The sequence below is a fragment of the Kordiimonas gwangyangensis DSM 19435 = JCM 12864 genome (genome assembly GCF_000375545.1).
GTDB classification, from domain to species: domain Bacteria; phylum Pseudomonadota; class Alphaproteobacteria; order Sphingomonadales; family Kordiimonadaceae; genus Kordiimonas; species Kordiimonas gwangyangensis.
Window position 1 is genome coordinate 385355 of sequence record NZ_AQXF01000002.1, and the last position, 24687, is coordinate 410041.

At 57.3% G+C, this 24687-nt stretch carries 23 protein-coding genes; 13 read left to right on the forward strand and 10 right to left on the reverse strand.

All coding sequences use genetic code 11. From position 1 onward, the window contains the following. Positions 1-2 precede the first annotated feature (2 nt). The 4 genes from B150_RS0106785 to B150_RS20025 form a co-directional block, all read right to left on the reverse strand. Positions 3-680, reverse strand: a complete 678-nt coding sequence (locus tag B150_RS0106785; protein WP_020399145.1) for an ABC transporter permease — start codon at positions 678-680, stop codon at positions 3-5. Continuing rightward, positions 677-1567 carry an ABC transporter ATP-binding protein gene (locus B150_RS0106790; protein WP_025896460.1) on the reverse strand — a complete coding sequence of 297 codons (891 nt, stop codon included), beginning with the start codon at positions 1565-1567 and terminating at the stop codon, positions 677-679. The genes B150_RS0106785 and B150_RS0106790 overlap by 4 nt, the downstream gene beginning before the upstream one ends. After that, on the reverse strand, positions 1564-1965 hold the full coding sequence (locus tag B150_RS0106795; protein WP_020399147.1) for a GntR family transcriptional regulator: 402 nt from the start codon (positions 1963-1965) through the stop codon (positions 1564-1566). Before B150_RS0106795 ends, B150_RS0106790 begins: the two co-directional genes overlap by 4 nt. A gap of 133 nt (positions 1966-2098) precedes the next feature. Continuing rightward, positions 2099-2932, reverse strand: coding sequence for a patatin-like phospholipase family protein (locus B150_RS20025; RefSeq protein WP_162139668.1), 834 nt, complete (start codon positions 2930-2932; stop codon positions 2099-2101). Positions 2933-3144: 212 nt separating this feature from the next. Between B150_RS20025 and B150_RS0106805 the strand changes: the two genes are divergently transcribed. Continuing rightward, positions 3145-3528, forward strand: a complete 384-nt coding sequence (locus B150_RS0106805; RefSeq protein WP_020399149.1) for a hypothetical protein — start codon at positions 3145-3147, stop codon at positions 3526-3528. Further along, entirely contained in the window at positions 3528-4022 is a 495-nt protein-coding gene (locus B150_RS0106810) for a hypothetical protein (protein WP_020399150.1), read from the forward strand. The genes B150_RS0106805 and B150_RS0106810 overlap by 1 nt, the downstream gene beginning before the upstream one ends. 77 nt (positions 4023-4099) lie before the next feature. On the opposite strand, the gene ssb is transcribed toward B150_RS0106810, so the two are convergent. Continuing rightward, entirely contained in the window at positions 4100-4633 is a 534-nt protein-coding gene (gene ssb / locus B150_RS0106815) for a single-stranded DNA-binding protein (protein ID WP_020399151.1), read from the reverse strand. Positions 4634-4960: 327 nt separating this feature from the next. Between ssb and B150_RS0106825 the strand changes: the two genes are divergently transcribed. Both B150_RS0106825 and B150_RS0106830 read left to right on the forward strand, forming a co-directional pair. Further along, positions 4961-5482 (forward strand): hypothetical protein, encoded by a 522-nt coding sequence (locus B150_RS0106825; RefSeq protein ID WP_020399153.1) that lies wholly within the window; start codon positions 4961-4963, stop codon positions 5480-5482. A 116-nt stretch (positions 5483-5598) separates the two neighbouring features. Then, positions 5599-6672 carry a CNNM domain-containing protein gene (locus B150_RS0106830; RefSeq protein WP_020399154.1) on the forward strand — a complete coding sequence of 358 codons (1074 nt, stop codon included), beginning with the start codon at positions 5599-5601 and terminating at the stop codon, positions 6670-6672. A 4-nt stretch (positions 6673-6676) separates the two neighbouring features. On the opposite strand, the gene B150_RS0106835 is transcribed toward B150_RS0106830, so the two are convergent. Beyond that, on the reverse strand, positions 6677-7081 hold the full coding sequence (locus B150_RS0106835) for a GFA family protein (protein WP_020399155.1): 405 nt from the start codon (positions 7079-7081) through the stop codon (positions 6677-6679). A gap of 272 nt (positions 7082-7353) precedes the next feature. Between B150_RS0106835 and uvrA the strand changes: the two genes are divergently transcribed. Further along, positions 7354-10215 carry an excinuclease ABC subunit UvrA gene (gene uvrA, locus B150_RS0106840; protein ID WP_020399156.1) on the forward strand — a complete coding sequence of 954 codons (2862 nt, stop codon included), beginning with the start codon at positions 7354-7356 and terminating at the stop codon, positions 10213-10215. A 59-nt stretch (positions 10216-10274) separates the two neighbouring features. On the opposite strand, the gene B150_RS0106845 is transcribed toward uvrA, so the two are convergent. Then, on the reverse strand, positions 10275-11711 hold the full coding sequence (locus tag B150_RS0106845; protein WP_020399157.1) for an alpha/beta hydrolase: 1437 nt from the start codon (positions 11709-11711) through the stop codon (positions 10275-10277). 146 nt (positions 11712-11857) lie between these two features. Here B150_RS0106845 and B150_RS0106850 point away from each other — a divergent pair, with 146 nt between their 5' ends. The 3 genes from B150_RS0106850 to B150_RS0106860 all read left to right on the forward strand — a co-directional run bounded on the left by B150_RS0106850 (position 11858) and on the right by B150_RS0106860 (position 16100). Continuing rightward, entirely contained in the window at positions 11858-13351 is a 1494-nt protein-coding gene (locus B150_RS0106850; protein ID WP_162139669.1) for a LytTR family DNA-binding domain-containing protein, read from the forward strand. Between the two features lie 159 nt (positions 13352-13510). Further along, the gene (locus tag B150_RS0106855) at positions 13511-15106 is read left to right on the forward strand and encodes a DUF4139 domain-containing protein (RefSeq protein ID WP_020399159.1); all 1596 of its coding nucleotides are present in this window, start codon (positions 13511-13513) and stop codon (positions 15104-15106) included. A gap of 190 nt (positions 15107-15296) precedes the next feature. Continuing rightward, complete coding sequence (locus B150_RS0106860; protein ID WP_020399160.1) at positions 15297-16100, forward strand: substrate-binding periplasmic protein; 804 nt, start codon at positions 15297-15299, stop codon at positions 16098-16100. 8 nt (positions 16101-16108) lie between these two features. On the opposite strand, the gene B150_RS0106865 is transcribed toward B150_RS0106860, so the two are convergent. Both B150_RS0106865 and B150_RS0106870 read right to left on the reverse strand, forming a co-directional pair. After that, the gene (locus tag B150_RS0106865) at positions 16109-16648 is read right to left on the reverse strand and encodes a DUF924 family protein (RefSeq protein ID WP_020399161.1); all 540 of its coding nucleotides are present in this window, start codon (positions 16646-16648) and stop codon (positions 16109-16111) included. Between the two features lie 14 nt (positions 16649-16662). Further along, entirely contained in the window at positions 16663-17820 is a 1158-nt protein-coding gene (locus tag B150_RS0106870; protein ID WP_155859966.1) for a M28 family metallopeptidase, read from the reverse strand. A 124-nt stretch (positions 17821-17944) separates the two neighbouring features. On the opposite strand from B150_RS0106870, the gene trmFO reads away from it, so the two are divergent. The 5 genes from trmFO (at position 17945) to B150_RS0106895 (ending at position 24036) form a co-directional block, all read left to right on the forward strand. Beyond that, positions 17945-19282 (forward strand): methylenetetrahydrofolate--tRNA-(uracil(54)-C(5))-methyltransferase (FADH(2)-oxidizing) TrmFO, encoded by a 1338-nt coding sequence (gene trmFO, locus B150_RS0106875; RefSeq protein WP_020399163.1) that lies wholly within the window; start codon positions 17945-17947, stop codon positions 19280-19282. A 123-nt stretch (positions 19283-19405) separates the two neighbouring features. Beyond that, positions 19406-20809 (forward strand): M20/M25/M40 family metallo-hydrolase, encoded by a 1404-nt coding sequence (locus B150_RS0106880; RefSeq protein WP_211205929.1) that lies wholly within the window; start codon positions 19406-19408, stop codon positions 20807-20809. A gap of 122 nt (positions 20810-20931) precedes the next feature. After that, positions 20932-22863: a tetratricopeptide repeat protein gene (locus tag B150_RS0106885; protein WP_020399165.1), complete on the forward strand. Its 1932-nt coding sequence runs from the start codon at positions 20932-20934 to the stop codon at positions 22861-22863. 96 nt (positions 22864-22959) lie between these two features. Then, positions 22960-23553 carry a PAS domain-containing protein gene (locus B150_RS0106890; RefSeq protein ID WP_026168248.1) on the forward strand — a complete coding sequence of 198 codons (594 nt, stop codon included), beginning with the start codon at positions 22960-22962 and terminating at the stop codon, positions 23551-23553. A 33-nt stretch (positions 23554-23586) separates the two neighbouring features. Next, positions 23587-24036 (forward strand): avidin/streptavidin family protein, encoded by a 450-nt coding sequence (locus B150_RS0106895; protein ID WP_020399167.1) that lies wholly within the window; start codon positions 23587-23589, stop codon positions 24034-24036. Between the two features lie 138 nt (positions 24037-24174). On the opposite strand, the gene B150_RS22215 is transcribed toward B150_RS0106895, so the two are convergent. Then, the gene (locus B150_RS22215) at positions 24175-24657 is read right to left on the reverse strand and encodes a tetratricopeptide repeat protein (protein ID WP_020399168.1); all 483 of its coding nucleotides are present in this window, start codon (positions 24655-24657) and stop codon (positions 24175-24177) included. Between the last annotated feature and the right edge of the window lie 30 nt (positions 24658-24687).

Genomic DNA, 24687 nt, shown 5'->3' on the forward strand with positions numbered 1-24687 from the left:
AGCTACAGGAAGTCGGTTTTCCGGCTCTGGAAATAGAATGTCAGACTGAGGATCAGCGCGATTGCCGCAACCTCGACTGCCAACACGGACAGCGATGCTCCGGTCCAGATCACCTCAGGCTGCTTCAGAAGCTCACCGCCAATGCCCTCGATGGCATTAAGGCCCATGAAAACGAGGGTGAATGCGGTGTTGCACACTGCCATCGCAACAATGGTCCAGCCCTCAGATTCGGACACGAGCGCGGTACCGAGCATGATCAGGTAGGTGATCACCATCCAGAACAGCATAAGCGTGAAGATCGGCACCGCACCGCCGGAGCCGATCTGTGACGTGCTCATAATTGAAAGCAGAAACGCCGACAGAAGCACCCAAGGCACAAGGAAAACCGTGATATTCGCAAACAGTTTTGCCGCTGTATAGTCGCGCACCGACACCGGCAGGCTCATGATAAAGGCCAAGGTCTGGTTTGTGCGTTCCTGCACCACAGTCCCCATCACCAGATGGCAGCCAAGCGAGATGATCGCCGTCACCAACAGGATTGAGCCGATGGTAAACGTAGTCGTCCCGCCCGAGAACATGACGCCAAGGGCAATCAGCCCACCCACAAAATAGGCCAGCATGATGTAGCGGTTGAAATACCAGTCCTTGGCGATGAGTTTTTTGATCATGAAGCTGTTCATTGCAGCGCCCTCCCGCGGCTTGCCGACACATTGGAGAGGAAAATTTCCTCAAGCGTCATATGTTCAACAGCCATGATGCGCGCGCCTGATGCCTCATAGGCTTTTGCGCTGGCGTCACTGAAGTTGCTTGTTGTCACTACCGAGATATGACCGCTAGTTTGTACCGTCTCCTGCCCCGGAACGGTCGGCAGGTTCGCACCATTAGGCACCTCAAACCGGATACGCCGCCAGCTGTCGAGGAAGCTTTCCTTATCGTCAGATGCAATCACCTTGCCACGGTCGATAAAGGTGATGCTGTCCGAAAGTTGTTCCACGTCCTGTGTGTTATGACTTGAGAACAGGATCGTGCGCTCCTCGTCCGCCAGCACGTCCATCAGTGCCGCCAACACCTCTTGCCGCGCAACAGGGTCAAGCCCCGTCGTGGGCTCATCAAGGATCAGGAGGCGCGGCATGCGTGCAAGCACCAGCAGAAGCGACGCCTTTACCCGCTGACCATGGGACATGCCCTTGATTTTCTGGTCGGCGGTCAAATCAAACCGGCGCAACAGGTCATCGGCATAGCTCTGGTCCCAACTCGGGAAAATCGATGCAATAAAACCCATATGCCATTTGAGCGTCTGGCCACCATAAAGTCGCATGTCTTCAGATACATAGCCGATATCGGCCTTGGTTTTTACCTCACCCGCTGGCATGGCATGGCCAAACACCTGCACCTCACCTGCGTCCTGGTGCACAAGCCCCATCAGGATACGGATGGTTGTGGATTTCCCCGCCCCGTTCGGGCCGATCAGGCCCATAATCTGTCCTGCGGGCAGGTCAAGGTTGATGCCGTCCAAGGTAAAGTGCGGATACACCTTCCTCACATCTCTCATTATTGCTGCTGTCATGCCTCGGTCTCTTCTTTTTTGCGCATCCACGCGCGTCTGGCTTCAAAAAGGAAAGTAGCTTCCGTGAGGTCCAGCTGCCGCGCGCTCAACACGGCCTGATCAAGGTGCCCTTCAAGCGCGCGGATCGGTGAAACCTCGACCTCTAAGCCGCGGTTTTGTGCGCCGTCTGCCACGAAGGAACCCTTGCCGTGCTGCACCTCAATCACGCCTTCGCGCTCCAGTTCGAGATAGGCGCGTTTGACGGTGATCACGCTGATCTTGGCGGCAACCGCCAATTCCCGGATGGACGGCAGTTGGTCACCCGCCTGCCAGTCCCCCACATCGATCTTCTGCCGAATGTGGTCCATGATCTGGACATACATCGGCCGTCGGTCGGTTTGCGAAAGTACAAAATTCATGAAGCTTCAATCACTGTGTATACACTGTATGTAAACTGTATATATACACTGATCCAAAACTGTCAAGCGTGCCCGCAACAAAAAAAGGCCGCCCCATAGGCGGCCTTCTGAAATAGCTATATTTATCAGTGAATTAAGACGCCGCTACCGCATAGCCGCGAGCCTCAAGGTCCTCAAGAATACTGGGGAGAGCAGCCTCAGTCGCCTGGCGACCAAGCGCGATCAGCTCATTCGCCTTACGGAAATCCATCACATCAATATGCCCGATCGCGGGGGCAATCACATGGTCGGGTAGGTCCGCTTCAAGCCGCACCCGGCTGAGCGAGCGCAGAAGGAGCGCAATACCGAGCCGCGCGGTGCGCATGGGTGCCTTCCCTGCCCTGTCGTTGTCAGGCTCAAACCCGCGTTTGACCGCACGCTGTGCATAATCGCCCTGAAGGTCGACCGCAATAATCACATCGGCGCCGAGGTCCCGCGCCGCCGTGACGGGTATGGGGTCCACCAGTCCACCATCTGCCAGCAGCATACGCCCCGTTGCGACCGGCGGCAGCACACCCGGCACTGCAGAGGATGCCAGAAGCGCCGTTGTCACGTCACCCTGATCGAAAACCACCCGTTCACCGCTGACGAGGTCTGCGGCGACAGCCGCAAAAGGCTTGGGCATCTCCTCAATGCTCATATAGCCGAAGTGTTCACGCAGGCGCTTCTCGATCTTGCGGGCACCAATAAGGCTGCCCTGCTTGAAGCCGAACTCGCTCATCGCCAGCATATCGCGGATTTTGACTTCGCGCGCGATCTCCTCAAGCTCATCAAGGATATCGGCGGCAACACACGCTCCAACGATGGAGCCAATGCTGGTACCGGTGATGATGTCAGGGTCAATGCCGGCTTCTTCGAGCACACGAACGACGCCGATATGCGCCCAGCCAAGACCTGCACCACCCCCGAGAGCAAGACCAATCCTCATGCGTTTTCCTTCGTTTTGTTCTTCATATATTTCAAACATGGGAAGAAGTGTAACGCATACAAGTGCCAGAAAAATGGCAGCCATAAGCCATTCTTGCCAACCTGCAGTGTGCATAAGGCCCGCAAGGTTCCCTTGAACGTTGCAAGAACGCCCCTATTGTTGGCATATTGTTGTCCTATCGTGCTGCTGTAATTCACAAATCAAGGCTGCTTATGACCATTACAGTGGAGAGGCTTGAGTGGGGCATTCGCGACACCTTGGAGGGACACGTAACCTATGAGGATGTCTTTCGGGCGCTGCAAAAAAGCTGGCTGGAGCTGAAGTGGGATAGCGTGTTCCGCCGCCTTGCTGTTTTCAAGCCGGATCTCGAGTTTGAATTTGAGGACAAGGACCCAACTGTTCTTGCGCGCATCCTACGCGCATCCATCGCTGACAAGCCCCGCTTCCGCTATGCGCTTGTTGTGCCGCCGGGCCATGACATCAACCGCGCATACGCCGAAGAATATGCCCGCGATGTTGACCGCGCGGACAATGCGGTGGCCCAAGTGTTTGATAGTGAGACAGAAGCGCTCAACTGGTTGCTGGAGCGCGCGTGATGTGGACAGTTGATGGGGGCGCGACCGACGACAATCTGGATATCCGGATCACAGCAGATGGTGTCCCCATAGAGCGCTGCACCTTTTGTGTCCCTACCATGAGCATTCATCAGGTCAGTGATGGTTATCTGCTCAAAAACTTCGAGCTGACAATCTCAGTGGACAATTTTGCGTTTCTGATGGACCGCACATACGCGGATTTTGTGCGCGACATACGGGAAGACGACGAACTGACCGGTGAGCCTTTCGCCGAATTGGCCGCCGCCGGCTATCCGCCAACAATCCGCCAGTTGATGGAGCATCCGGACGCTCTCAACACCGTCATGGGCGATCATCTGGTCACCGACTTACTGTCCGCCGTCAGCTTGCCTGAAGTAAAGGAGCCCCGGCACTGGTATTTGACGCCCCGGAACGGTGAACATCCCACCCAGTGCCGTCTCGTAGGTGCCAACATCATCTTTTCTGGCTTCTGCATCACACGCAGCGTCAGCTGAACTCACAACATGCGCCAATAAAAAACCCGGCACCACATAGGGTACCGGGTTTTCTGATTCTTGCGGGCCAATATGGCTTAGAACGGGATTTCGTCGTCGAGGTCTGAACGACCACCGCCGAAACCACCACCTTGGTTACCGCCCTGGTTGCCGCCGCGACCACCTTGGCCGCCGCCAAAGCCACCGCCCTGGCTCCCGCCATAGTCGTCACCATAGCCGGACTGGTCATTGTCACCAAAACCACCGCCCGAGCTGTCACCGCGACCACCAAGCATGGTGAGTTCACCGCGGAAGCGCTGCAGCACGACCTCGGTCGTGTATTTCTCAGCGCCCTGCTGATCGGTCCATTTACGGGTCTGAAGCTGCCCCTCGATATAAACCGTGGAGCCTTTTTTCAGGTACTGTTGCGCGACCTTGGCGAGGTTCTCGTTGAAAATCACCACGCGGTGCCATTCCGTGCGCTCCTTGCGCTCACCGGACTGGCGGTCACGCCAAGTCTCGCTCGTCGCAATCGAAAGGTTCACCACTGGCGAGCCATCATTCATGGTCCGCACCTCAGGGTCACGCCCCAGATTGCCCACCAGAATCACCTTGTTTACGCTACCGGCCATCAAAGCCCCCTTATTCTCTGTCTTATCGTGCTCAAAACCATACTCGAAGCACCTTCAAGTTCGCGACCATAGACCAAGCCTGCGCCCGCTTCAAACCTAAAGCTGCCGCGATTGCGACAAGTTTCTAAATTGATATAATGTTCTATATTTGTTCTCATTTTATCAAACATCAAAGTTAAAGGCAAGCGGCGGTTTCGTGCGCTTTACCGCGCTTGTTGTCCATTTGAGCGCAACAGCTTTCTCCCCCGTCATAATCTTTGCTATGTTCTCTCAAATGCGGATGTTCTCGCGCGTTCCTGACGGGGGTGATACGACAGGGGATCAGATATGCTTAAACAATGCCTTTCCGCCACCATGAGCGCCATTCTTTTGGCTGCAGCCGCCAGCGCACAGCAAACACCACCGCCCTCACCGTGCATCACTGATGACGCCTTCCATGCTTTCGACTTCTGGATTGGCGACTGGAAAGTCTCCTCTCGCACCAACGGCAAATATGCCGGCGACAACTCCATCAAACCCATTGAAGGCCAATGCGCGCTTCTGGAGGAGTGGAAAGGCCAAGGCGGCAGCACTGGCATGAGTGTCAATTATTATAACCCCCTCACGGAGAGATGGCGGCAGGTCTGGCTTTCGGCCGGAGCTTATTCGCTTGATATTGAGGGTGGCCTAAAGGACGGCGCCATGGTGCTTGAGGGGACCATTTGGTATTATTCCAGTAAGCAAAGCGCACCGTTCCGCGGCACCTGGACCCCAAATGAAGACGGAACCGTACGCCAGTTTTTTGAGCAATATGACGCGGAAAAGCAGGCCTGGCAGCCATGGTTTGACGGCCTTTATGAGCGCCGCTGATCGCAGTCACACCCGAATTGATGACTGAGCGACCTTTAATCCGGCTTTAAGTGACAGAAGGCCCGAAGCCCGGTAGACTGGGCACCTGCCTGTCAACAACAAGCACGCGAAGGCCTATGCTGCTCCTCATCTTCTACCTCCTCCTCGCTATTTGCGTTTCCTTTCTCTGTTCGGTCGCGGAGGCTGTTATCCTCTCCGTGCGGCCTGCGTATGTCACCACGCTTGAGAAAAAGCGGGCGAAAGGTGCAAGGGCTCTCAGGCAGCTCCGCGAAAATCTGGACCGGCCGCTCGCCGCCATTCTTATCCTCAACACGATTGCCCACACGGTGGGTGCCGCAGGTGTGGGCGCGCAGGCGGCGGAAGTCTTCGGCAGTCAGTATATCGCCGTCATTTCGGCTGTGCTGACGCTGCTCATCCTCGTGCTGTCGGAAATCATCCCTAAAACCTTGGGCGCCACCTTCTGGCAAGCCTTGGCGCCCACGGTCGCTGTTGCCCTCCTGTGGGTCATGCGAGCGCTCTCGCCGCTTGTGTGGCTATCTGAGAAGCTCACCCGCCTTATCTCACCCAAGGATGTACATGCCTTCACCTTCAGCCGCGACGAGATGACCGCCATGGCGCAAATTGGCGCGGAAGAAGGCTTGCTCGACGAAAAAGAACTCAAGATCGTGCGCAACCTCATGCGGCTGCACCGCTTTCAGGTACGCGATGTGATGTCCCCGCGTGCCGTGGTGTTCATGCAGCCGGCGGAGAAAACCGTGGAGGAATTTTTTGCTGAACATTCCGGCAACCCTTTCTCCCGCATTCCACTCTATGATGGCGAGAACGATGAAGTCACCGGCTATGTGCTTAAGCAAGACCTGATTGTGGCACAGGCCCGGGACGAGTTTTCCCGCACGCTGCGGGAATTCAGGCGTAATTTGCACGCCATTCCGGATACCGTCAGTGCGTCCCACGCCTATGATGCGCTCATACGCACCCGCAGCCATGCGCTGCTGGTGGTGGATGAATACGGCTCCACTCAGGGCCTCATCACGCTTGAGGATGTGGTCGAGACCCTGTTCGGGCTTGAGATCACCGATGAGATGGATACTGAAACCGACATGCAGAAACTGGCGCGCCGCCGCTGGCACGAACGCATGAAACAAATGGGCATCGACACCAGCGCGTGGGAAGAAGCCGGTACGCCTTAGCGTCCTACTCCCACCCGTTGCTTTCCCGGAACTGGTCCACACCCGGCATGGGCGGTATCACCGGCCACCGGCTCTTGGTATAGATTTCATAAATAATCTCGACCCCGCTCGGGTCATCAAGCGTGCCGGTGCTGACGGCCATGTCATCCTTGCTAAGGTGTTCCCATGTCATGGGGGTGCCGCAGTGCGTGCAGAAGCGGCGCATGGCAAAATCACTCGCCTGTGCCCTGCCCTCAGGCTCCACAATCCATTTGAACTTGCCCGGTTTCGGTGTGGTGAAGGTCATGAACGGGCCACCACCGTTTTTCTGGCAGTCCCGGCAGTGGCAATTGCCGGTCCGGCTTCCTGCCATATCAATCTCGTAACGCACATGCCCACACAGGCAGCTACCGGCTTTAATCGTGCTCATTCAATACCTCCTCGCTATTTTGTTCTTAATTTGTTCACACGGCGTACAAATGTCAAACCCGAATCTTCCCACGCCTCGTGCGCAGCAGATGCCGACCTCGGCGCAAAGCACATTGTCTCCTGACAGTTTCTGACAGCATGATCGTTTATGTTCTTTTTTTGTTCGCGCCATCATATTATTGTCAAGCGGCTTGACACAGAGTGACCCAGCCGTCACTTCATGGCGTATAAGCGAGTGCATTTTTTTCACGACCAGCGTTTTGAGAGATAGTCATGCTCACAGAGATTTCCGTTCGCGGTGCCCGGGAACACAACCTTAAATCCGTCAATGTGGACATCCCGCGCGACAAGCTTGTCGTGATCACCGGGCTATCGGGCTCCGGCAAATCCTCGCTGGCGTTTGATACCATCTATGCCGAAGGGCAGCGGCGCTATGTGGAGAGCCTGTCGGCCTACGCGCGCCAGTTCCTTGAGCTGATGCAAAAGCCGGACGTCGACCATATCGAGGGCCTTTCCCCCGCGATCTCCATCGAGCAGAAGACAACATCCAAGAACCCGCGCTCGACCGTGGGCACCGTGACCGAGATTTATGACTATATGCGCCTTCTGTGGGCGCGTGTGGGTATCCCCTATTCGCCCGCGACCGGCCTGCCGATTGAAAGCCAGACCGTAAGCCAGATGGTCGACCGCATCATGGCGCTTGGCGACGGTGTGCGGCTTTACATCATGGCGCCGATCGTGCGCGGCCGGAAGGGTGAGTATAAAAAGGAACTGGCCGAGCTGCAGAAACGCGGTTTCCAGCGCGTGAAGGTCAATGGCGAGTTTTACCTGATTGAGGAAGCGCCCACGCTCGACAAGAAGTTCAAACACGATATCGACGTGGTGGTGGACCGCCTTGTCTTGAAGGAAGGGCTGGAGCAACGCCTTGCCGATAGCGTGGAGACCGCGCTGGAACTCGCTGACGGCCTTCTGGTCGCTGAAGAAGCGGTGAAAGAAGGCGAAGAAGGCAAACGCCACCTGATGTCGGCCAAATTCGCCTGCCCCGTGTCTGGCTTCACCATTGAGGAGATCGAGCCGCGCCTCTTCTCCTTCAACAACCCCTTTGGCGCCTGCCCCACCTGCGACGGCCTTGGCAACAAGCTCTATTTCGACCCCGACCTCGCGGTACCGGATGTGAACAAGACCATCCGTGACGGCGCGCTCGCACCGTGGGCGAACAAGGCCAACAACCCGTCGCCCTTCTATTTCCAGGCGCTCGATGCGGTCGCCAAACATTATGGGGTCTCTATCGACACCAAATGGAAGGATATCCCCGAGGATGCACAAAAAGCCTTCCTCTATGGCACTGGCAAAAAGTCGGTCACCATTGTCTATGCAGACGGCAAGCGCCGGTTCGAGGTGAACAAACCCTTTGAGGGCGTGCTCAACAATATCGAACGCCGCTGGCGCGAGACTGACAGCAACTGGATGCGCGAGGAACTATCGAAATACCAAGCGTCTACCACCTGTACCGCCTGTAACGGCAAACGCCTGAAGCCTGAAGCACTTGCAGTCAAGATCGCGGACCATGACATTGGTATGATCACGGACCTCTCCGTCCTTGGTGCCTATGACTGGTTCACTGAACTGCCGAAACATTTGACGGAAAAGCAGCAGCAGATTGCAGAAAAAGTCCTGAAGGAAATTCAGGAACGGCTTGGCTTTCTTGTTAATGTAGGACTTAACTATCTTACGCTAAGCCGTTCATCTGGAACACTTTCTGGCGGTGAAAGTCAGCGCATTCGCTTGGCAAGCCAGATTGGCTCCGGCCTCACCGGCGTGCTTTATGTTCTGGACGAACCGTCTATCGGCCTGCACCAGCGTGACAACGATCGCCTGCTCGAGACCCTCAAGAACCTGCGCGATATCGGCAATACGGTGCTGGTGGTGGAGCATGACGAAGATGCCATCCGCACTGCCGACTATGTGATCGACATGGGCCCAGGCGCGGGCGAACACGGCGGCACGATTGTTTCCGAAGGCACGCCAGAAACCGTCATGGCATGCGAAAAAAGCCTGACCGGCCAGTATCTGACCGGCAAACGCGCGGTACCAATCCCGGCGGAGCGCAGGCCCGGCCACAAGAACAAGTTCCTGACCGTGAAGGGAGCTAGTGCGAATAACCTCAAGAATGTTTCGGGTTCCATTCCTCTCGGCACCCTCACCTGCATCACAGGGGTTTCGGGCTCGGGTAAATCCACCTTCACCATCGAGACGCTTTATAAGGCCGTGGCCAAGCATCTGAACGGCAGCCGGGTCACGCCGGGTGCACATGAGGATGTGGAAGGCCTGCAGCATCTGGACAAGATCGTCGATATCGACCAGAGCCCCATTGGCCGCACGCCGCGCTCAAACCCCGCGACCTACACCGGTGCCTTCGGCCCGATCCGCGACTGGTTTGCAGGCCTGCCGGAAGCACAGGCACGCGGCTACAAGGCTGGCCGTTTCTCCTTCAACGTGAAGGGTGGCCGCTGCGAGGCCTGCAAGGGCGACGGCATGATCAAGATCGAGATGCACTTCCTGCCGGACGTTTATGTGCAGTGCGACCAGTGCAAAGGCAAACGCTATAATCGCGAAACACTGGAAATTCGCTTTAAAGACAAATCGATATCCGATGTTCTTGACATGACGGTTGAAGACGGCGTTGAATTTTTCAAAGCCGTGCCCGCCATTCGCAACAAACTTGAAATGCTGGACCAGGTTGGCCTTGGATACATCCGCGTGGGACAGCAAGCAACCACGCTCTCGGGTGGTGAGGCCCAGCGCGTGAAGCTGGCGAAAGAACTGTCAAAACGCTCCACCGGCAAGACACTCTATATCCTTGATGAACCGACCACAGGCCTGCATTTCGAGGATGTCAGAAAACTGATGGAAGTGCTGCAAGCCCTTGTAGATCAAGGGAATACGGTGGTTGTGATCGAACATAACCTAGAGGTTATTAAAACCGCGGACTGGATCCTCGACCTCGGCCCCGAGGGCGGTGACGGTGGTGGTGAGATTGTGGCTGTCGGTACCCCCGAAGACGTGGCCAAGGAGCCGAGAAGCTATACCGGCCAGTATCTTGCGCCGGTCCTCAAGCGACAGGCGGCAGAATAACAGGTTAGAGGGCGCGGCAATCATGACCGCGCCCTTTCTCTTTTAGCTTTGGCCGCAGGCTATTGCTTTGGCGCCAGGTCCTGCAGTTCCAGCACAATCTCGTCCCGCGGCTGTGGTTTGCCCTCCATGAAGGCATTGATCGCTTCCTGCACCTCAGGTGATGACATGAACAGGTTGTGTCCCGCGTTCACCACCGTCACCTGCGTCAAGTTCGACAGACCTGCAGTTGCCTCAGCCTGACCTTCCACATAGGTACGGCCATCAAGCGTGCCGGTCAGCAGCAGCGTCGGGATATTGCTCACCGGCCCTACCCTGAAGGCGTCACCAAGGTCCAGCTCTGGCGCGAGGCCATCGTAGTGGTAGGTGAAATTGAGCCAGTCACCAAGGAGCGCGTCCCGCGCTTGCGCCTTCACCAGCGCGCGGCGTTTGTCGCTCATACCAGACGCTACATCCATCAAGGTTGACATGGCATCCATCTTGATCGGCTCACCCGGCACAAACCAGTCTGCGATCAGCGCTTCAAAGGGCGCGGTCATGTCATAATCCATGGCAAGATAGAGCGACAGCAGCCGCTGCACCGCCCATGGGTCCGAGATGAAATAGCTCGCGAGCAGCTGCATATCGCGCTTCTGGAACAGATAGTCCTTCACTGTCCCGTCTTTCATGCGTGGATGCAGCAGCAACGGCTCTGCCTCAAGTTTCCCATGCACGCGGCCGATCAGTGCCTTGATGTCACCATAGGCTGCCTTGGCGGCAGGCTGGCTATCCACGGCCTTCTGCAAGCGACCAAAATAGCTGTCAGTCAGCGCGGGTAGCTTGATGGTCTGGTCAAGCCCCTCGGCGCTTGAGACCACCACGCGGTCAATATGGTCGCCCATCTCCTTCATCGCCGCGAAGGCAAGGTGGCTACCGTAGGACGTGCCCCACAGCACCACCTTCTCGGCTCCAAGTGCCTGACGCAGCGCATCGATATCGCGGGCATTCTCGACGGTGTTGTAGCCTGCCACATCCACACCCTCGCTCTTCCAGAAGGCAAGGCATTCTTCGAACGCCGCCCGGTTCAGAGCGATATAGGCTGCATCACTGATTGCTTCCGTGGGTGGTACCACTTTCGACGACACACATTCCGGCAGGATATTGGATGCACCCGTACCGCGCTGGTCGAGCGCAATCACATCGCCATAAGCCCGCAGCGCCATGAACATATCAAAGCGGCGGTATTTGGCGGTGCCAATGCCAGAGCCGCCCGGCCCGCCAGCAAGATAGATGATCGGCGGTCCCTTTTGCTCACCTGTTGCGGCAAAACGTACATAAGTTACCGGGATCATCCGACTTTTCGGGTTAGCCCTGTTCTCCGGTACCATGATGCGACCGCGGAAGGCATCAACTTTCTCGCCGCCCTTTTCTTCAAAGACAAAGGCCTCCTCGGAAGGTTGCGCGAACGCGGGCATCGCCATACAGGCTGCCAGGATTGCTGTCGTGACCAGTTTTTTCATTTTTTCCTCCAAGACAAAACAACTACGTCCAATGTGGAGAAAATCGCCATTATTTCACGGCTTTATCTGTGAACGGTCATGCAGGGCCGGTAAGCGGTATTGCTTTCCAGTAAGCGGTGATAGAGTGATGCACCATGAAAAACGCCATGCCCATATTGCTCCTGTTGCTGCTGCTCGCCGCGCCCCACGCGAGGGCGCAGGACAGCCTTTATGCCCAAGTCGAGGTACGGGAAGTCTATGTCTGTGACAGTACTACCCGCGCCGGCGTTATCCCTGATTTCAAAAGCTCGGCATGCATTCGTGCCGAAGGGCAGTTCATCTCGCCCTATAAGCGGCATATCTGGGTGGTGGCGACCCTGATAGCACCGCGTGTAATGGCGGAGAGCCAGCAACCACTTGGCTTTTTCCTCTCTGCCAAGGCGTCCAGCACATTGTGGCTGAACGGCAGCAAGCTGGGCAGCAACGGCCTGCCCGCGAGAACCCGGGACCATGAAGTGCCCGGCAAGATGGACACTGCCTTTGCGCTCCCGCCCAATGCGCTCAAGGCTGGCAAAAACGATGTGATTATCGAGATGTCAGGCCACCACAGCATCATCCCGCTTTTGGCCCCGGTACACCTGATTGCCGTCGCCCGTTACCAGAGCCCAACCGACAATATTCTGCGCGGGTACCTGCCCTCACTGCTGCCACTAGGCGTTTTGCTGCTGGGCGCAATGTACTTCGGTGTTTCTGCGCTGCGCATGGGCGGTGGCCAACGTTTCCTCGTGCCGCTCACGGCGTTTTTCGCCGCCGGCCAGCTGGTATCAGAGGTTTCACGCGGCCTGTTTGCCTATGAATATCCCTTCCACGACATCCGCCTGATGTTGATCCTCGGGTTCGCGACCGGCACCGGCGCTTGCCTGTTCCTACATGTGCTAGCGCGCTTTGTGCGCAAACGCCGTTTCACCATCGCGCTTTTTGCCTGCCTCGCCTACTTGGGCCTAGTGCTGCCTGCCGAGGGCTTTGACACCAAAACAAGCCTTGCGCTTTTGCTGCCGTCCATGCTCGCCGCATTGATCTCCGGCTATGGCCTTGCCCGCAGGCGGCGCGGAGCCGTGCCCTACACGCTTGTTCTCTTCTTTTTCACCGGCCTCATTTACCTCGCGCCCACGCGCTTCCTCGATATCTATTTCTATTACTGCGTTGCCGCGCTCCTTGTTTTCCTGTTCGCGCAGGAACTGCGCAGCCTCTTTAAGGAACGGCGTATGCGCGCGGCAGAGAAAGCGCGGGCAGACCAGTTGGAGCTCGCGCTGAGCGAAAGTCAGGAGCGGGAGAACCCCAGCAACGTGCAGCTATCGAGCGCGGGTAAGGTGGAAATCCTGCCAACAGCGGATATCGCCTATGCGCGCGGTGCGGGTGACTATGTGGAACTTGTCCTCAAGGACCGCACGACCCGCCTCCATAGCGCGACACTTTCGGAACTCGAGAGCCGGCTGCCGGGGAAATTCCTGCGTGTACACCGCTCCTACCTTGTCAACACCGCCTATATCGTTGCGCTTGAGCGCGACGCCTCAGGCGCCGGCAGCCTTGACCTCACCATCGGTGAAACCGTGCCCGTCAGTCGCCGCATCATGCCGAGTGTGCGCAAAGCCCTTACCTGAGCGCGCCGCACAAAACTCTTATCTGCCATGAAGATAACATGATTACATGCTTCATCTGGTATTAAGGCAGGCTTTGGCAAACAGGGTGATATGCCAAGCCGTGTGAGCGTTCACACAAAGGCTTGCTTGAATGAAGTTGACCATCAGATGGGGTGATCTATGAAACCGCAACTTTCCGTGTTCCCAGTTCTGGCCGTACTCGCATCAAGCGGCGTATATGCCGATGACTTTACAATGGCCGCGCCGATCGAGGCTGTGACGGTGTACCAAACCGGTGGTGCGGTCGTGCACCGCAAAGCCAAGCTGAGCTTACCGAAGGGCAATCACACCGTGACGGTCACTGGCCTGACGTCCCAGCTTGATTCCGGTTACGGTATCGCCGCGGTCGCGGGCGGCCTTGAAGTGAGCAACATCCGCACCACCACGAATTATATGCCGACCGAACCTTCTGCCGCGCTCAAGGCGCTTGAGGCACGGTACATGACAGCACGCAAAGCACTCTCCACGACGGAAAACTCCCTCGCGGCGATCGAGATGCGCCTCACCTACCTGCGCGGCCTTGGTGAAAGTGGCCCTGCCGCGAAAGACTGGCAAGCCGCACTTGATTTCATTGGTAACAAGACTGCTGACCTGATGGCGGAAAAGTTCATCCTTGAACAGAAGCAGATGGAGCAGAATGAGGTTGTCAAAGGCCTGCAGCAGGAAATCATGGCATCCGGCGGTCGTTCCGACGCCACCTATGCGGCTGTTGTGAATGTTACGGCCGATAAGGCAGGTGAGTATGAGTTTGACGTCAGCTACCTCGTGCGCTCTGCCCGCTGGGGCATGGTGACGGACGCCAACCTTTTGCCTGAGAAGAAGCAGGCAGACATCACACTCAAAGCCGAAGTCAGCCAATCTTCCGGAGAAGCGTGGGACGATGTCGCACTCAGCCTCTCCACCTCGCGCCCGGCATGGAATATCGCAGCGCCCATCATGTTCCCTGACTTCCTGCGTGCGCGTGACAAGGATGACTATAGCGCCCGCATGGAAATGGCGATGCCAGCGCCAGCAGCGGCACAATTCGATGGTGCGAGGGAGCGCAAGAGCTCGAATGCGCCTGTCATGAGCCAGACGGCGACCACCTATGACATGAACTTCACCCTGAATATGCCAGCGTCGCTGCCTGCCAATGGCACACCGCAGCAGTATCCGGTGAAGGAAGTGGGGCTGCCGGCTGAGATCGTGACCCGCATCACGCCGCGCTATGACAGCGAAAACGCCTATGTTTACGCCGATGTCACCATGGAGGGGCTTCCAAGGCTGTCAAACATCTCCGCCCGCCTCAGCCGTGATGGCTACTATGCAGGCCGCGGCACCTGGCCGAACCTCGTGCCGGGCGAGAATGTCAAGCTGCCATTTGGTGCCGACAGCGGCATCACGGTTGAAACCATCACCATTCCGTCCAACGACGGCGATACCGGCTTCTTCGGCAAACGCAAGGTGGAAGAAGAGCGCGTGATCTACAAGGTCACCAACAACCGCGACAAGGCTGCCACCGTTGAAGTGACGGACCGCCTGCCCGTCTCCGCCCACGAGGATGTAAAGGTGGAAACGCTCAAGGGCGCAACGCCTGCCACAAGCAAAGACGTGGACGGCAAAGCCGGTGTCATCACCTGGAAGCGGGAACTCAAGCCCGGCGAGACGTGGGAAATCCACCACGAATACCGCGTGACCTACCCAGGCGACATGAGGCTCGATCACTCCGGCTCATAATCAACCCTCAATTCCAGACAAAAATAGTACAATCGCCGCTTGTGGACTTGCCCCGCAGGCGGCGAGTTTTTAAGGTAAAAGTTTACGGGATTTGTTTTCGGTAGCAAATTCTTTACTCCCGCATGTGAACATGCGGCTTGGATTGAGTTGGGGCGATGTTCCCCAAAAGACGACACGTTAGGTACCATTGATGCTGCGGAACACCGCAAAGACCATCATGATTGCACTATGCCTCGGGGGGGTACTTTCCCCGGCGGCGAGTGCACAGCCCGAAAATGAATCGGTCAAAACGCTGCGTCTCGCGACGCGGGAGTTTATCCCACCCTATGTCTATGAGAACGCTGATTCGGGCATTGAAGTTGACCTCGTGACAGCAATTTTCCGTGACATGCCCTTCGATGTGGAATTTGTGCAGCTGCCACGCATCCGCATGATCTCCTCGTTTGAGGACAATCAACTCGACGGTATCCTGACCCAGAATGTGACAGCCTCCACAACAGGCTGCCCCACCGAATGGTATATTGAACATCAGAATGTGGGCTTGTCGGTCAAAGGGCGCGGCGTTCAGATCAACTCGCTAGATGATCTCAAGAATTACGCTGTGATCTCCTTCTCGGGCGCGACCCGTTATCTGGGCGAAGACTTCAGGAACGCAGTGCGCGGCGCCAAACGCTATACCGAAAGCGGTGACCAGGGGGCGCATATCTCCCTACTCTACAAAGGCCGCTTTGACGTAGTCGTGGGCGATAACTGGATCATGCGACTGGCCCAGAAACGGTATTTCGATGCAACCGGCGAACGCATGGACCTTGTAACCCACCCCATCATGCCACCCAGCCAATATGTGGCGCGCTTTCATGACCAGTCGGTGTGTGACGCGTTCAATACCGCGCTCAAAAACCTGCACGAAAATGGCACCTATGCCGAAATCTGGGCTGGCTACCGCGCCCGCATCTATGTGGAAGCAGGCTTGGACAGCAACCAGCCGCATTAGGCAATATTCTAGAAGCTGCTGCCCGGCTCTTTGAGGAACGCGATTTCCTCATCCGTGCTCGCGCGGCCGAGTGCTTTGTTGCGGTGCGGGTAGCGGCCAAAGCGCTCGATGATCGCCATATGGCGCTTCTCGAAATCCAGATTGTCTTCAAGTCCGGGCCCCGCAAACAGCTCAAGCGCAGCTTCGTGCACCTTCAGGCTTTCCGAATGCATATGCGGCATATAGAGGAAGGCCCGGTGGTCGGCGTCCCAGCTTTCGCCAACGCGCAGGCGTACAGCTTCCTGGCTTAATGCCAGCGCCATCGCGTCGCTCTCGAACGCACGGGCGCTATCCCTGAACATGTTGCGTGGGAACTGGTCGAGGATGATGATCTCGGCCAAACGGCCCTCGGCCCTCGCACGCCAGTCATATAACTCGCCCTGCCTTGCGGCCTCGTAGGTCGCACCAAAACGGCGGCGGATCAGGTCGTCAAACGCCTTGTTCTTCTCCCACCAGCCTTTTTTGCCAGCCTCGGTGAACCAGAAATAGAGGATATCCTCCGCGCGCATATGCTGTCCCTTCCCTATTTTGTGACCCGTTTGGGCACCATACGAATGATGGCCTCACCAAAGATGGCGGCTTCTTCCACGGTGTTCAGGTCAATTTTCTCAATGCTGTCTTCCATGGTGTGGATATGGGGCATCATGCCGTTCTCGTCGTAGGCGGCGAGCGTGAGGCTCGATATCCCGTCACGTATGAACCATACGCTGTCAAAATCGCCAACTTTATGACGCGCGGGGCCGATATGCTCAAAGCGCTTGTTGAGCCGTCCGAGCGCATGGGCTGCGTGCGCGAGCGGTGTATCATAATAAACCGGTGTAAATCCGCCGCTCTCCGTCACAAACGCCAGCTTACCAAAGCCCACGGTATCGAAATTGAGCACATGGGTCTCGCGCGCATGAAGCTCTGCCTCATGCATTTCCCAGTAGTGCTGCGCGCCTAACATGCCCGCCTCTTCCGCTGTGGTGATCACGAGGCGTACCTCGGCATCATCCGGCATATTGGCCCACAGGCGTGAAGCCACCTCACATGCCGCTGCGACGCCGGTGAGGTTATCATTCGCGCCGGGCGTATAGCCGAAGCGCCAATGGTCAATGCTTGCCATCACTACCTGCACGGTGATCGCAGCCCCGAACAGCATCTCAAGGAAAAACGGAATACGAAGCCCCGAAAGCTCGGCCAGCGGCACCAGCACACCCAAGGCGAGGATACCGGTCGCGAGCCAGATATTGAGCGCAAAGTGTTTCACCTGTGATGGCCGGTAGGCAAAGGACGCCGGCGCGCTATCGAGATGCGCCATCAGGATAAAAAGCCGCCGCCCCTCCCCCTTGCGCGCGACAAGGTTTGCGGTGGTCGACTTGGCCGTCAGCCAGATAAGCCGCGAAATGCGCCAGTCAAAGAAGCGCAGATGGGCGATCAGCATAAACAGCCCGGCCACCATCATCACAAGCGGGGCAAAATCCGCCAACATCACACAGGCGGCTTGCGTGACTGCAATCAGCCAGAAAAACGGCAGGTAGGAGCGCGGGGCGTAAAACCCCTCCTCGTGGATATCCACATCCATCTCGGACGAGAGCTTTGCGATCAGGGTTTCCCGCGCTTCAAGCTCCTCTTCCGACCCCACACCGCGGTGCGGCCATTCGCTCATGGCTTCCAGAATGTCGCGTGCTCTCAAGGCCACGCTTTTCCCCCACGGTTGGCTGCAAGTGATGCAGCGGTGGTCATGCCTGCCTTTTTGGCTTAACTATTGCCCCAAAGTCCAGTAAACAAACGCGCGAAATCAGAGTTCTTGAAGGTGTAGCATCATGACGAAGGCGTATAAGGAAATCCATATCATCGGCGGCGGGCTTGCGGGCTCCGAAGCTGCGTGGCAAGCGGCAGAGGCTGGCGTGCCCGTGGTGCTGCATGAAATGCGCCCCGTGCGGAAGACCGACGCCCACCATACGGACGGCTTGGCCGAACTTGTATGCTCCAACTCCTTCCGCTCGGACGATGCTGAAAACAACGCCGTTGGCCTGCTGCACGAAGAAATGCGCCAGCTCAACTCCATCATCATGACGGCGGCCGAGAAACACAAGGTACCAGCGGGTTCCGCACTCGCCGTCGACCGTGACGGTTTCTCGGAGGAAGTGACCGGGATCCTCAATAACCACCCGATGATCACCATCGAGCGTGGTGAGATTGAAGGCCTGCCGCCCGCCGAGTGGGACAATGTGATCATTGCCACCGGCCCGCTGACCTCCCCCGCGCTCAGCAAAGCAGTGCTGGAGCTCTGCGGTGAAGACAGCCTCGCCTTCTTCGACGCCATCGCACCCATCGTCTACAAGGAAAGCATCGACTTTAACGTCGCATGGTTCCAGAGCCGCTATGACAAGGGCGACGGCGCCGACTATATCAACCTGCCGATGACAAAAGCGCAGTATGAAGAGTTCATCCATGACCTGAACACCGGTGAGAAGACCGACTTCAAACAGTGGGAAAAGGACACGCCCTATTTCGAGGGCTGCATGCCGATTGAAGTAATGGCAGAGCGTGGCCCCGAAACCCTGCGGTTTGGCCCGATGAAACCCGTGGGCCTCACCTGCCCGCACTGGGACGAACGCCCCTATGCCGTGGTGCAACTGCGGCAGGATAACAAGCTCGGCACGCTCTATAATATGGTCGGCTTCCAGACCAAGCTGAAGTATGGCGAACAGCAGCGCATCTTCAAGAAAATCCCAGGCCTTGAGGACGCACAGTTCGCGCGCCTTGGTGGCCTGCACCGGAACACGTTCCTCAATAGCCCCAAGGTGCTTGATGGCCTCATGCGCATGAAGGCGGACCCACGCCTGCGTTTCGCCGGGCAAGTGACCGGCGTTGAGGGTTATGTGGAATCAGCCGCCATGGGCCTGATGGCGGGCCGCATGGCGGCCATGGAACGCAAGGGCCTCACGCCCAGCACCCCGCCCGAGACAACCGCCTTCGGTGCGCTCATCAGCCACATCACCGGTGGCGCCGACGCCAAAACCTTCCAGCCGATGAACGTGAACTTCGGCCTGTTCCCGCCGCTTGAAGGCAAGGTCTACAAAAAAGACCGCAAACCAGCCATGTCTCGCCGCGCGCTCAAGGCGCTCGAGGAGTGGAAGGCCTCAATCGAAGGCTAAGGCCCTTGACATCTATTCCCGATACTCTTCACGCCCTCGTGATCGTGTGGCTGGCTTGACCGGCCACACATTCCGCGCCACTCTCGCTGCTTTCTAAATCAGGGACAGATCGAGGGTATTTTCATGACAATAAAACAATTGTTTGCGGCAGCCGCGCTCAGTGCGCTGGTGGCAGCGCCCACATTGGCCGACGACCTTGTACCGCTTTCGGACGAGACCGTGGAGGTCGCCAAGATGCTGCGCGACAAGGCGCTTGAGAGCGACGAGGCTTATGACCTCCTAGCGTCGCTGACCACCAAGGTCGGTGCGCGGCTGGCGGCGAGCCCGAAGGAAGTGGAAGCCCAGGCCTGGGGCGTTGAAGAATTTACCCGCCTTGGCTTCGACAAGGTGTGGAAAGAGCCGGTGATGGTGCCGAAATGGACCCGCATCCTCGAGCGCGCCGAAGTGGTCGGTAATTACGCCCAGCCGCTTGTGATCACAGCTCTCGGCAAATCGGTCGGCACGCCTGAAGGCGGTGTCACCGCCGAGATCGTGCATTTCGCAACGTTTGATGACCTCAAAGCTGCAGACCCGGCCATGGTGAAAGACAAGATCGTCTTCATCTCGAACCGTATGGAACGCTTCAAGACCGGCGCGGGCTACGGCCCGGCAGTGAAAGCCCGCGGCGCGGGCGCCTCCGAGGCAGCGCGCAAGGGCGCGAAGGCGATCCTCATCCGCTCCATCGGGACAGACACACACCGCCTGCCCCACACCGGCGGCGTGACCTATGATGAGGATGCACCCAAAATCGCTGCCGCTGCGCTCTCTAACCCGGACGCGGATCAGCTTGTGCGCATGCTTGGCTATAGTGACAGCATCAGCGTGCACCTGAATATCCAGACCACGATGGAAGACCCGGTCGAGATGTATAACGTGGTGGGTGAGATCACCGGCCGCGTGAAGCCGGATGAATATGTGGTGCTCGGCAGTCACCTTGATAGCTGGGACCTTGGCACGGGTGCGGTGGACGATGGTGCCGGTGTTGCCATCACCATGGCCGCAGCCAACCTCATTCAGGACCTGACGAAAGAACGCCCCTACCGCTCTATCCGTGTGGTGCTGTTCTCGGCTGAGGAACTGGGCCTGATTGGTGCGCGCCAGTACGCTGAGGCGCATGAGAAAAAAGGCGACATGGCCAACCATATGATTGGCGCGGAATCAGACTTCGGCGCTGGCCCGGTGTGGGCCTTGGCCTCGAACGTGAGCGAGAATGCCGTTCATGTGGTGGACAAAATGGCCGCGCTGATGGGCCCGCTTGGTATTGTGCGCGCTGACCGCAAGGCGGGTGGCGGGCCGGACGTTGGCCAGCTGCGCGCCAAAGGCATGCCGGTGATGGACCTGATGCAGGACGGTACCGACTATTTTGACCTGCACCACACGGCTGATGATACGCTCGATAAGGTTGACCCGGCCGCGCTTCGCCAGAATGTGGCGGCTTGGGTGGTCTTCACCTACCTCGCCGCCGAATGGCCGGGTAGCTTCCGTTAAGTGCAGTTAGACACACTGGCACCGGAATTTTCCGGTGCCGGGTTCCCCTACCTCATGTGCCCGCTTGCCTTCCCAAATCTCTCCGATATGCTGCGAATGTTCCACTCGGGGAGATATGTGCGATGAGCTTTTTTCGTATTCGTTTTGTGGTGTCGAGCGCCGTTTTTTCATCCGTGGCGCTTATGGCATTGCCTGCCGCAGCTCAAAACGCGAAACCTGACCTTTCTGGCTATACGGAAGATACCATCCTGTGCGCAAACCTTGCGCAACTGAACCCGCCACCGAAGGTGGACGACCGTATTCGCGCCTGCACCCGTGCCTTGGCCGCAAATGCCAACCCCAGCTACACCGCCGGCCTTCACCAGCAGCGCGGTGAGCTTTATAGCAGCATGAACCAGCACCTTGACGCCATCGCCGATTTTGACGCCGCCATGCGCATGGGCCGGAAGGACGCCAATGCGTATATTCAGCGCTGCTTCTCCAACAAGGCACTTGGCCGGCTCGACGCGGCGCTGGCCGATTGTAATGTCGCCATCAACAAGGACGACAAGAACGCGCAATATTATTCCCTGCTCGGCGACCTCTACATGGCAATGAGCGACCCGAAAAAGGCACAGTCCAGCTACGACATTGCGATCAACTATGATCGTTGGTCCAGCCTTTATGTGGCCCGCGCACGCGCCTATGCCATGCAGAATTTGATGAAAACGGCAAACGCCGACCTTTTTGAAGCCATCACACTCGACCCCAAGAATGCCGAAGCTTACAGCCTGAGGGCTGAGCTATACCGGTTGACCGGTGAGGCCGATAAAGCGCTTGAGAACGCGGAAACCGCCATCCAGCTTGCGCCAAAATGGTCCACGCCCTATGTGACCCGCTCTCAAGTGAAGGCGCTCAAGGAAGATTACGACGGCGCGATTACTGATGCGAAAAAGGCCATTGCCCTCAATGCCAAAGACTTTGACGCCACTCTTTTCCTCGGCGCGCTCCATGAGCACAAGGGGGAGATGACGGAAGCCATCGCACAGTATGACAAGGCACTGAGCCTTGCGCCCGGCAATACCAATGCGCTGCTGAGGCGCGGTATCGTGCACTATGGCCAGAAAGATTATGCGGGAGCACTTGATGACCTCAGTAAAGTGATCAAGGCGCAGCCTGACATCGCCACAGCCTATGACTATCGCGGCGGTGTCTATTACATGCAGAATGAATACGACAAGGGCATCGCTGACTATACGCAAGCCATGCGCCTTGAGCCCAATGCCGCAAGCCACGTACAAAACCGTGGTGTCCTATACCTCAGGAAAGGCATGCCGACTGAAGCGGTACGCGATCTTGAAAAGGCCATTGAGCTCGGTAGCGCCAATGCGCTGATTGACCTCTCTGACGCCCATGTCGCAGCGGAAGACCTGCGCGCGGCGCTCAAGGATTATGACAAACTGACCCAGATGTCCCCTGACAAGGAGTTTGTCTGGCGCATGCGCGGTAATGTGCAGCGCTATCTGGGTGATGAACGCCTGGTGATTGCCGACTATGAACGCGCGGTGGCTATTTCACCCACAACTGCCAACAAGATGCTGTTGTGGCGTGCCCAGGCTCGTACCGGCGATCAGGCAGCTGCGATTGCAGCCTTCGATGCCGAGTTTAACAAAGAACCGGAAGATGCCGCAGCCTATAACCTGCGCTGCTGGTACCTCACCCTGTTGGGTGCATCGGAACGAGCGCTTGTCTACTGTGACCGCGCCCTCGCGCTTGAGCCGGACTTGTATGATGCGCTCGACAGCCGTGGCCTCGCCTATCATGCCCTTGGCCGCTATGAGGAAGCCCTGAAGGATTATGATCACGCCCTGAAGGTTCAGCCTGAGGGGTGGAGCACCTATCTGCGCCGCTCGCGCCTCCTTGAGAAAATGGGCGAAAGCCGCGAAAAAGTCTCAGCTGACTATCAGCGAGCGAGCAATGGTTTCGGCAAAGATAAACGCGATCAGTATTTTTCCCATCTCGAAACACAGGACGCGCTGCTCAACACCGCACGCCTGAACGGGAAGGATCAATAGACCTGCGGCTCAAGCACGCTTCCGCTTTTTTATATACAATGGGAGCTTGCTCTTGCTAGATTTGGTGGGAGACCAACACCCATAGCTGAAGAGCCCATGCCCAAGTTTCCCGATTCATGGCCAAAAATGCCGGAGAAACTGCACAGATTCTATGAAATCTGGTGTGACCTGCGTGCGCAAAATGGTGGCGAAATTCCGTTCCGGCAACAACTGGGCCTCAAGGAACTGCGGGGCCTGACCGCCAATCTGATGGTCTATGAGATGACCGGGCCGAAGGAACTTTTTGTCAAAATGAGCGGAACGGCAATTGACAGCCAGTTCGGCCGCAACCTCACTGGCCTCAGCGTCTATGACGTCGCGGAAATGCCCGCTGCCGACGCGTTTGTTGCCTTTCACGAAGCGCTCATTACCCATCCTTGTGGCGGCTATGCCGCCGATATTCTGGTTGCCGCCAACGGCAAGCGCATTCGGGCTGAATATCTTATCCTGCCGCTTCGGAACCGCTTTGGTGAACAGGTGCAGTGCGCCACCATGAGCGAACTAGCAACGGAAGGTTATGGCATGCCACCGGGCGATGAGGGTATGCTTGTCACCTATCATGAGCTTCTGGATGCCCGGCACCTTGATATCGGCTTTGGCGTACCAGATTATGAATTCACAATAAAAACCAAACTGCCTGAGGATAACTAACCCGCAGGCACCATGACCGGAGGGGAGTTTATCGTGTCAGCCATCATGCGTACGGCATTTGCCGCCGCCTGCCTCAGCACCACTATCGCCCTGCCCGCCGCCGCGCGCGACTGCAGCAACATGACCGGGCAATGGACCACCAACCTTGGCGCTACCGTCAGCTTCGACCGTGTTGACGCGAAGACCGGCATGATCACCGGACGCTATTTTTCCGCCAGCATGCCTGACCGCGCTTTTCCACTGACCGGTTTTGTCAACGCCAACGGCCGCGAGGAAGATACGGACCGCGAACGGCATTATGCCCCTGCCGTCAGTTTTGCCGTCAGCTTCGAGGAGTTTGGGGGCATCACCTCTTGGACCGGCATCTGCCTGATGAATGGTGATCTGCCGCAGATCGAAACCGAGGATCTGATCATCGCGCCGATGGCCGACTATGACTGGTCACACGTGATCGACAATCACGATAGCTTGAAGGCAAAATAAACGAGTGACGCGATAAAAAATCCGCACAGTTTCCGCACAGTTTCCGCACACTCATTTTAGGCTCAGGGCAGCAAAAAGGGCGCAACTTGCGCCCTTAACTCATTGATTTAATGTTTGCTCTTCTTAGCGTTCGCCAGATCAACCCTCTTTTGCCAGCTCCGCACTCGCCTGACGCGCACGATATTCCTCAATCGCGGTCTCTACGGTCTTGAGCTCAGTGCAGCCGCTTTGGCAGATACGAGCCAGTTTATCGCGGTTGCCTTCGGCTTTCTCTGCCAGATTACGCTTGAGAAACGCCAGCGCCTGCACCTCAAGGGCATCTCGGTCATTCGGTTCGATCTCAAGGGCTTTGCGGTAATATTTCAGGCCGCTGCCTACATGGCCTTGCGCCTCATGGGCACGGCCAAGGCCAATGAGCGCATCCACATTCGCCGGGTTTGCGACCAGCGCGCGTTCATAAAGCGCTTGCGCGGCGCGTGGCTCGTTCGACTTCATGTCGGCGGCAGCTTTCGCCACCAAGTCATTGGAAAACAGCCGATATTTCTCCGCCGTTTGGGCGAATGCCGGGCTCGCCAGGCTGCCAACAAGGACGGAAACCGCAAGGATAGACTGAATACGCATGCTTACCTCATCACTGTTATCGTTCCATGA

Excerpts from the sequence above, each read along its gene's own strand:
- ssb (WP_020399151.1), bottom strand. The coding sequence starts at position 4,633 with ATGGCCGGTAGCGTAAACAAGGTGATTCTGGTGGGCAATCTGGGGCGT.
- B150_RS0106795 (WP_020399147.1), bottom strand. The coding sequence starts at position 1,965 with ATGAATTTTGTACTTTCGCAAACCGACCGACGGCCGATGTATGTCCAG.
- B150_RS20025 (WP_162139668.1), bottom strand. The coding sequence starts at position 2,932 with ATGAGGATTGGTCTTGCTCTCGGGGGTGGTGCAGGTCTTGGCTGGGCG.
- B150_RS0106850 (WP_162139669.1), top strand. The coding sequence starts at position 11,858 with ATGCCCATATTGCTCCTGTTGCTGCTGCTCGCCGCGCCCCACGCGAGG.
- B150_RS0106825 (WP_020399153.1), top strand. The coding sequence starts at position 4,961 with ATGCTTAAACAATGCCTTTCCGCCACCATGAGCGCCATTCTTTTGGCT.
- uvrA (WP_020399156.1), top strand. The coding sequence starts at position 7,354 with ATGCTCACAGAGATTTCCGTTCGCGGTGCCCGGGAACACAACCTTAAA.
- B150_RS0106845 (WP_020399157.1), bottom strand. The coding sequence starts at position 11,711 with ATGAAAAAACTGGTCACGACAGCAATCCTGGCAGCCTGTATGGCGATG.
- B150_RS0106805 (WP_020399149.1), top strand. The coding sequence starts at position 3,145 with ATGACCATTACAGTGGAGAGGCTTGAGTGGGGCATTCGCGACACCTTG.
- B150_RS22215 (WP_020399168.1), bottom strand. The coding sequence starts at position 24,657 with ATGCGTATTCAGTCTATCCTTGCGGTTTCCGTCCTTGTTGGCAGCCTG.
- B150_RS0106865 (WP_020399161.1), bottom strand. The coding sequence starts at position 16,648 with ATGCGCGCGGAGGATATCCTCTATTTCTGGTTCACCGAGGCTGGCAAA.
- B150_RS0106790 (WP_025896460.1), bottom strand. The coding sequence starts at position 1,567 with ATGACAGCAGCAATAATGAGAGATGTGAGGAAGGTGTATCCGCACTTT.
- B150_RS0106810 (WP_020399150.1), top strand. The coding sequence starts at position 3,528 with ATGTGGACAGTTGATGGGGGCGCGACCGACGACAATCTGGATATCCGG.
- trmFO (WP_020399163.1), top strand. The coding sequence starts at position 17,945 with ATGACGAAGGCGTATAAGGAAATCCATATCATCGGCGGCGGGCTTGCG.
- B150_RS0106860 (WP_020399160.1), top strand. The coding sequence starts at position 15,297 with ATGCTGCGGAACACCGCAAAGACCATCATGATTGCACTATGCCTCGGG.
- B150_RS0106830 (WP_020399154.1), top strand. The coding sequence starts at position 5,599 with ATGCTGCTCCTCATCTTCTACCTCCTCCTCGCTATTTGCGTTTCCTTT.
- B150_RS0106885 (WP_020399165.1), top strand. The coding sequence starts at position 20,932 with ATGAGCTTTTTTCGTATTCGTTTTGTGGTGTCGAGCGCCGTTTTTTCA.
- B150_RS0106785 (WP_020399145.1), bottom strand. The coding sequence starts at position 680 with ATGAACAGCTTCATGATCAAAAAACTCATCGCCAAGGACTGGTATTTC.
- B150_RS0106880 (WP_211205929.1), top strand. The coding sequence starts at position 19,406 with ATGACAATAAAACAATTGTTTGCGGCAGCCGCGCTCAGTGCGCTGGTG.
- B150_RS0106855 (WP_020399159.1), top strand. The coding sequence starts at position 13,511 with ATGAAACCGCAACTTTCCGTGTTCCCAGTTCTGGCCGTACTCGCATCA.
- B150_RS0106835 (WP_020399155.1), bottom strand. The coding sequence starts at position 7,081 with ATGAGCACGATTAAAGCCGGTAGCTGCCTGTGTGGGCATGTGCGTTAC.
- B150_RS0106890 (WP_026168248.1), top strand. The coding sequence starts at position 22,960 with ATGCCCAAGTTTCCCGATTCATGGCCAAAAATGCCGGAGAAACTGCAC.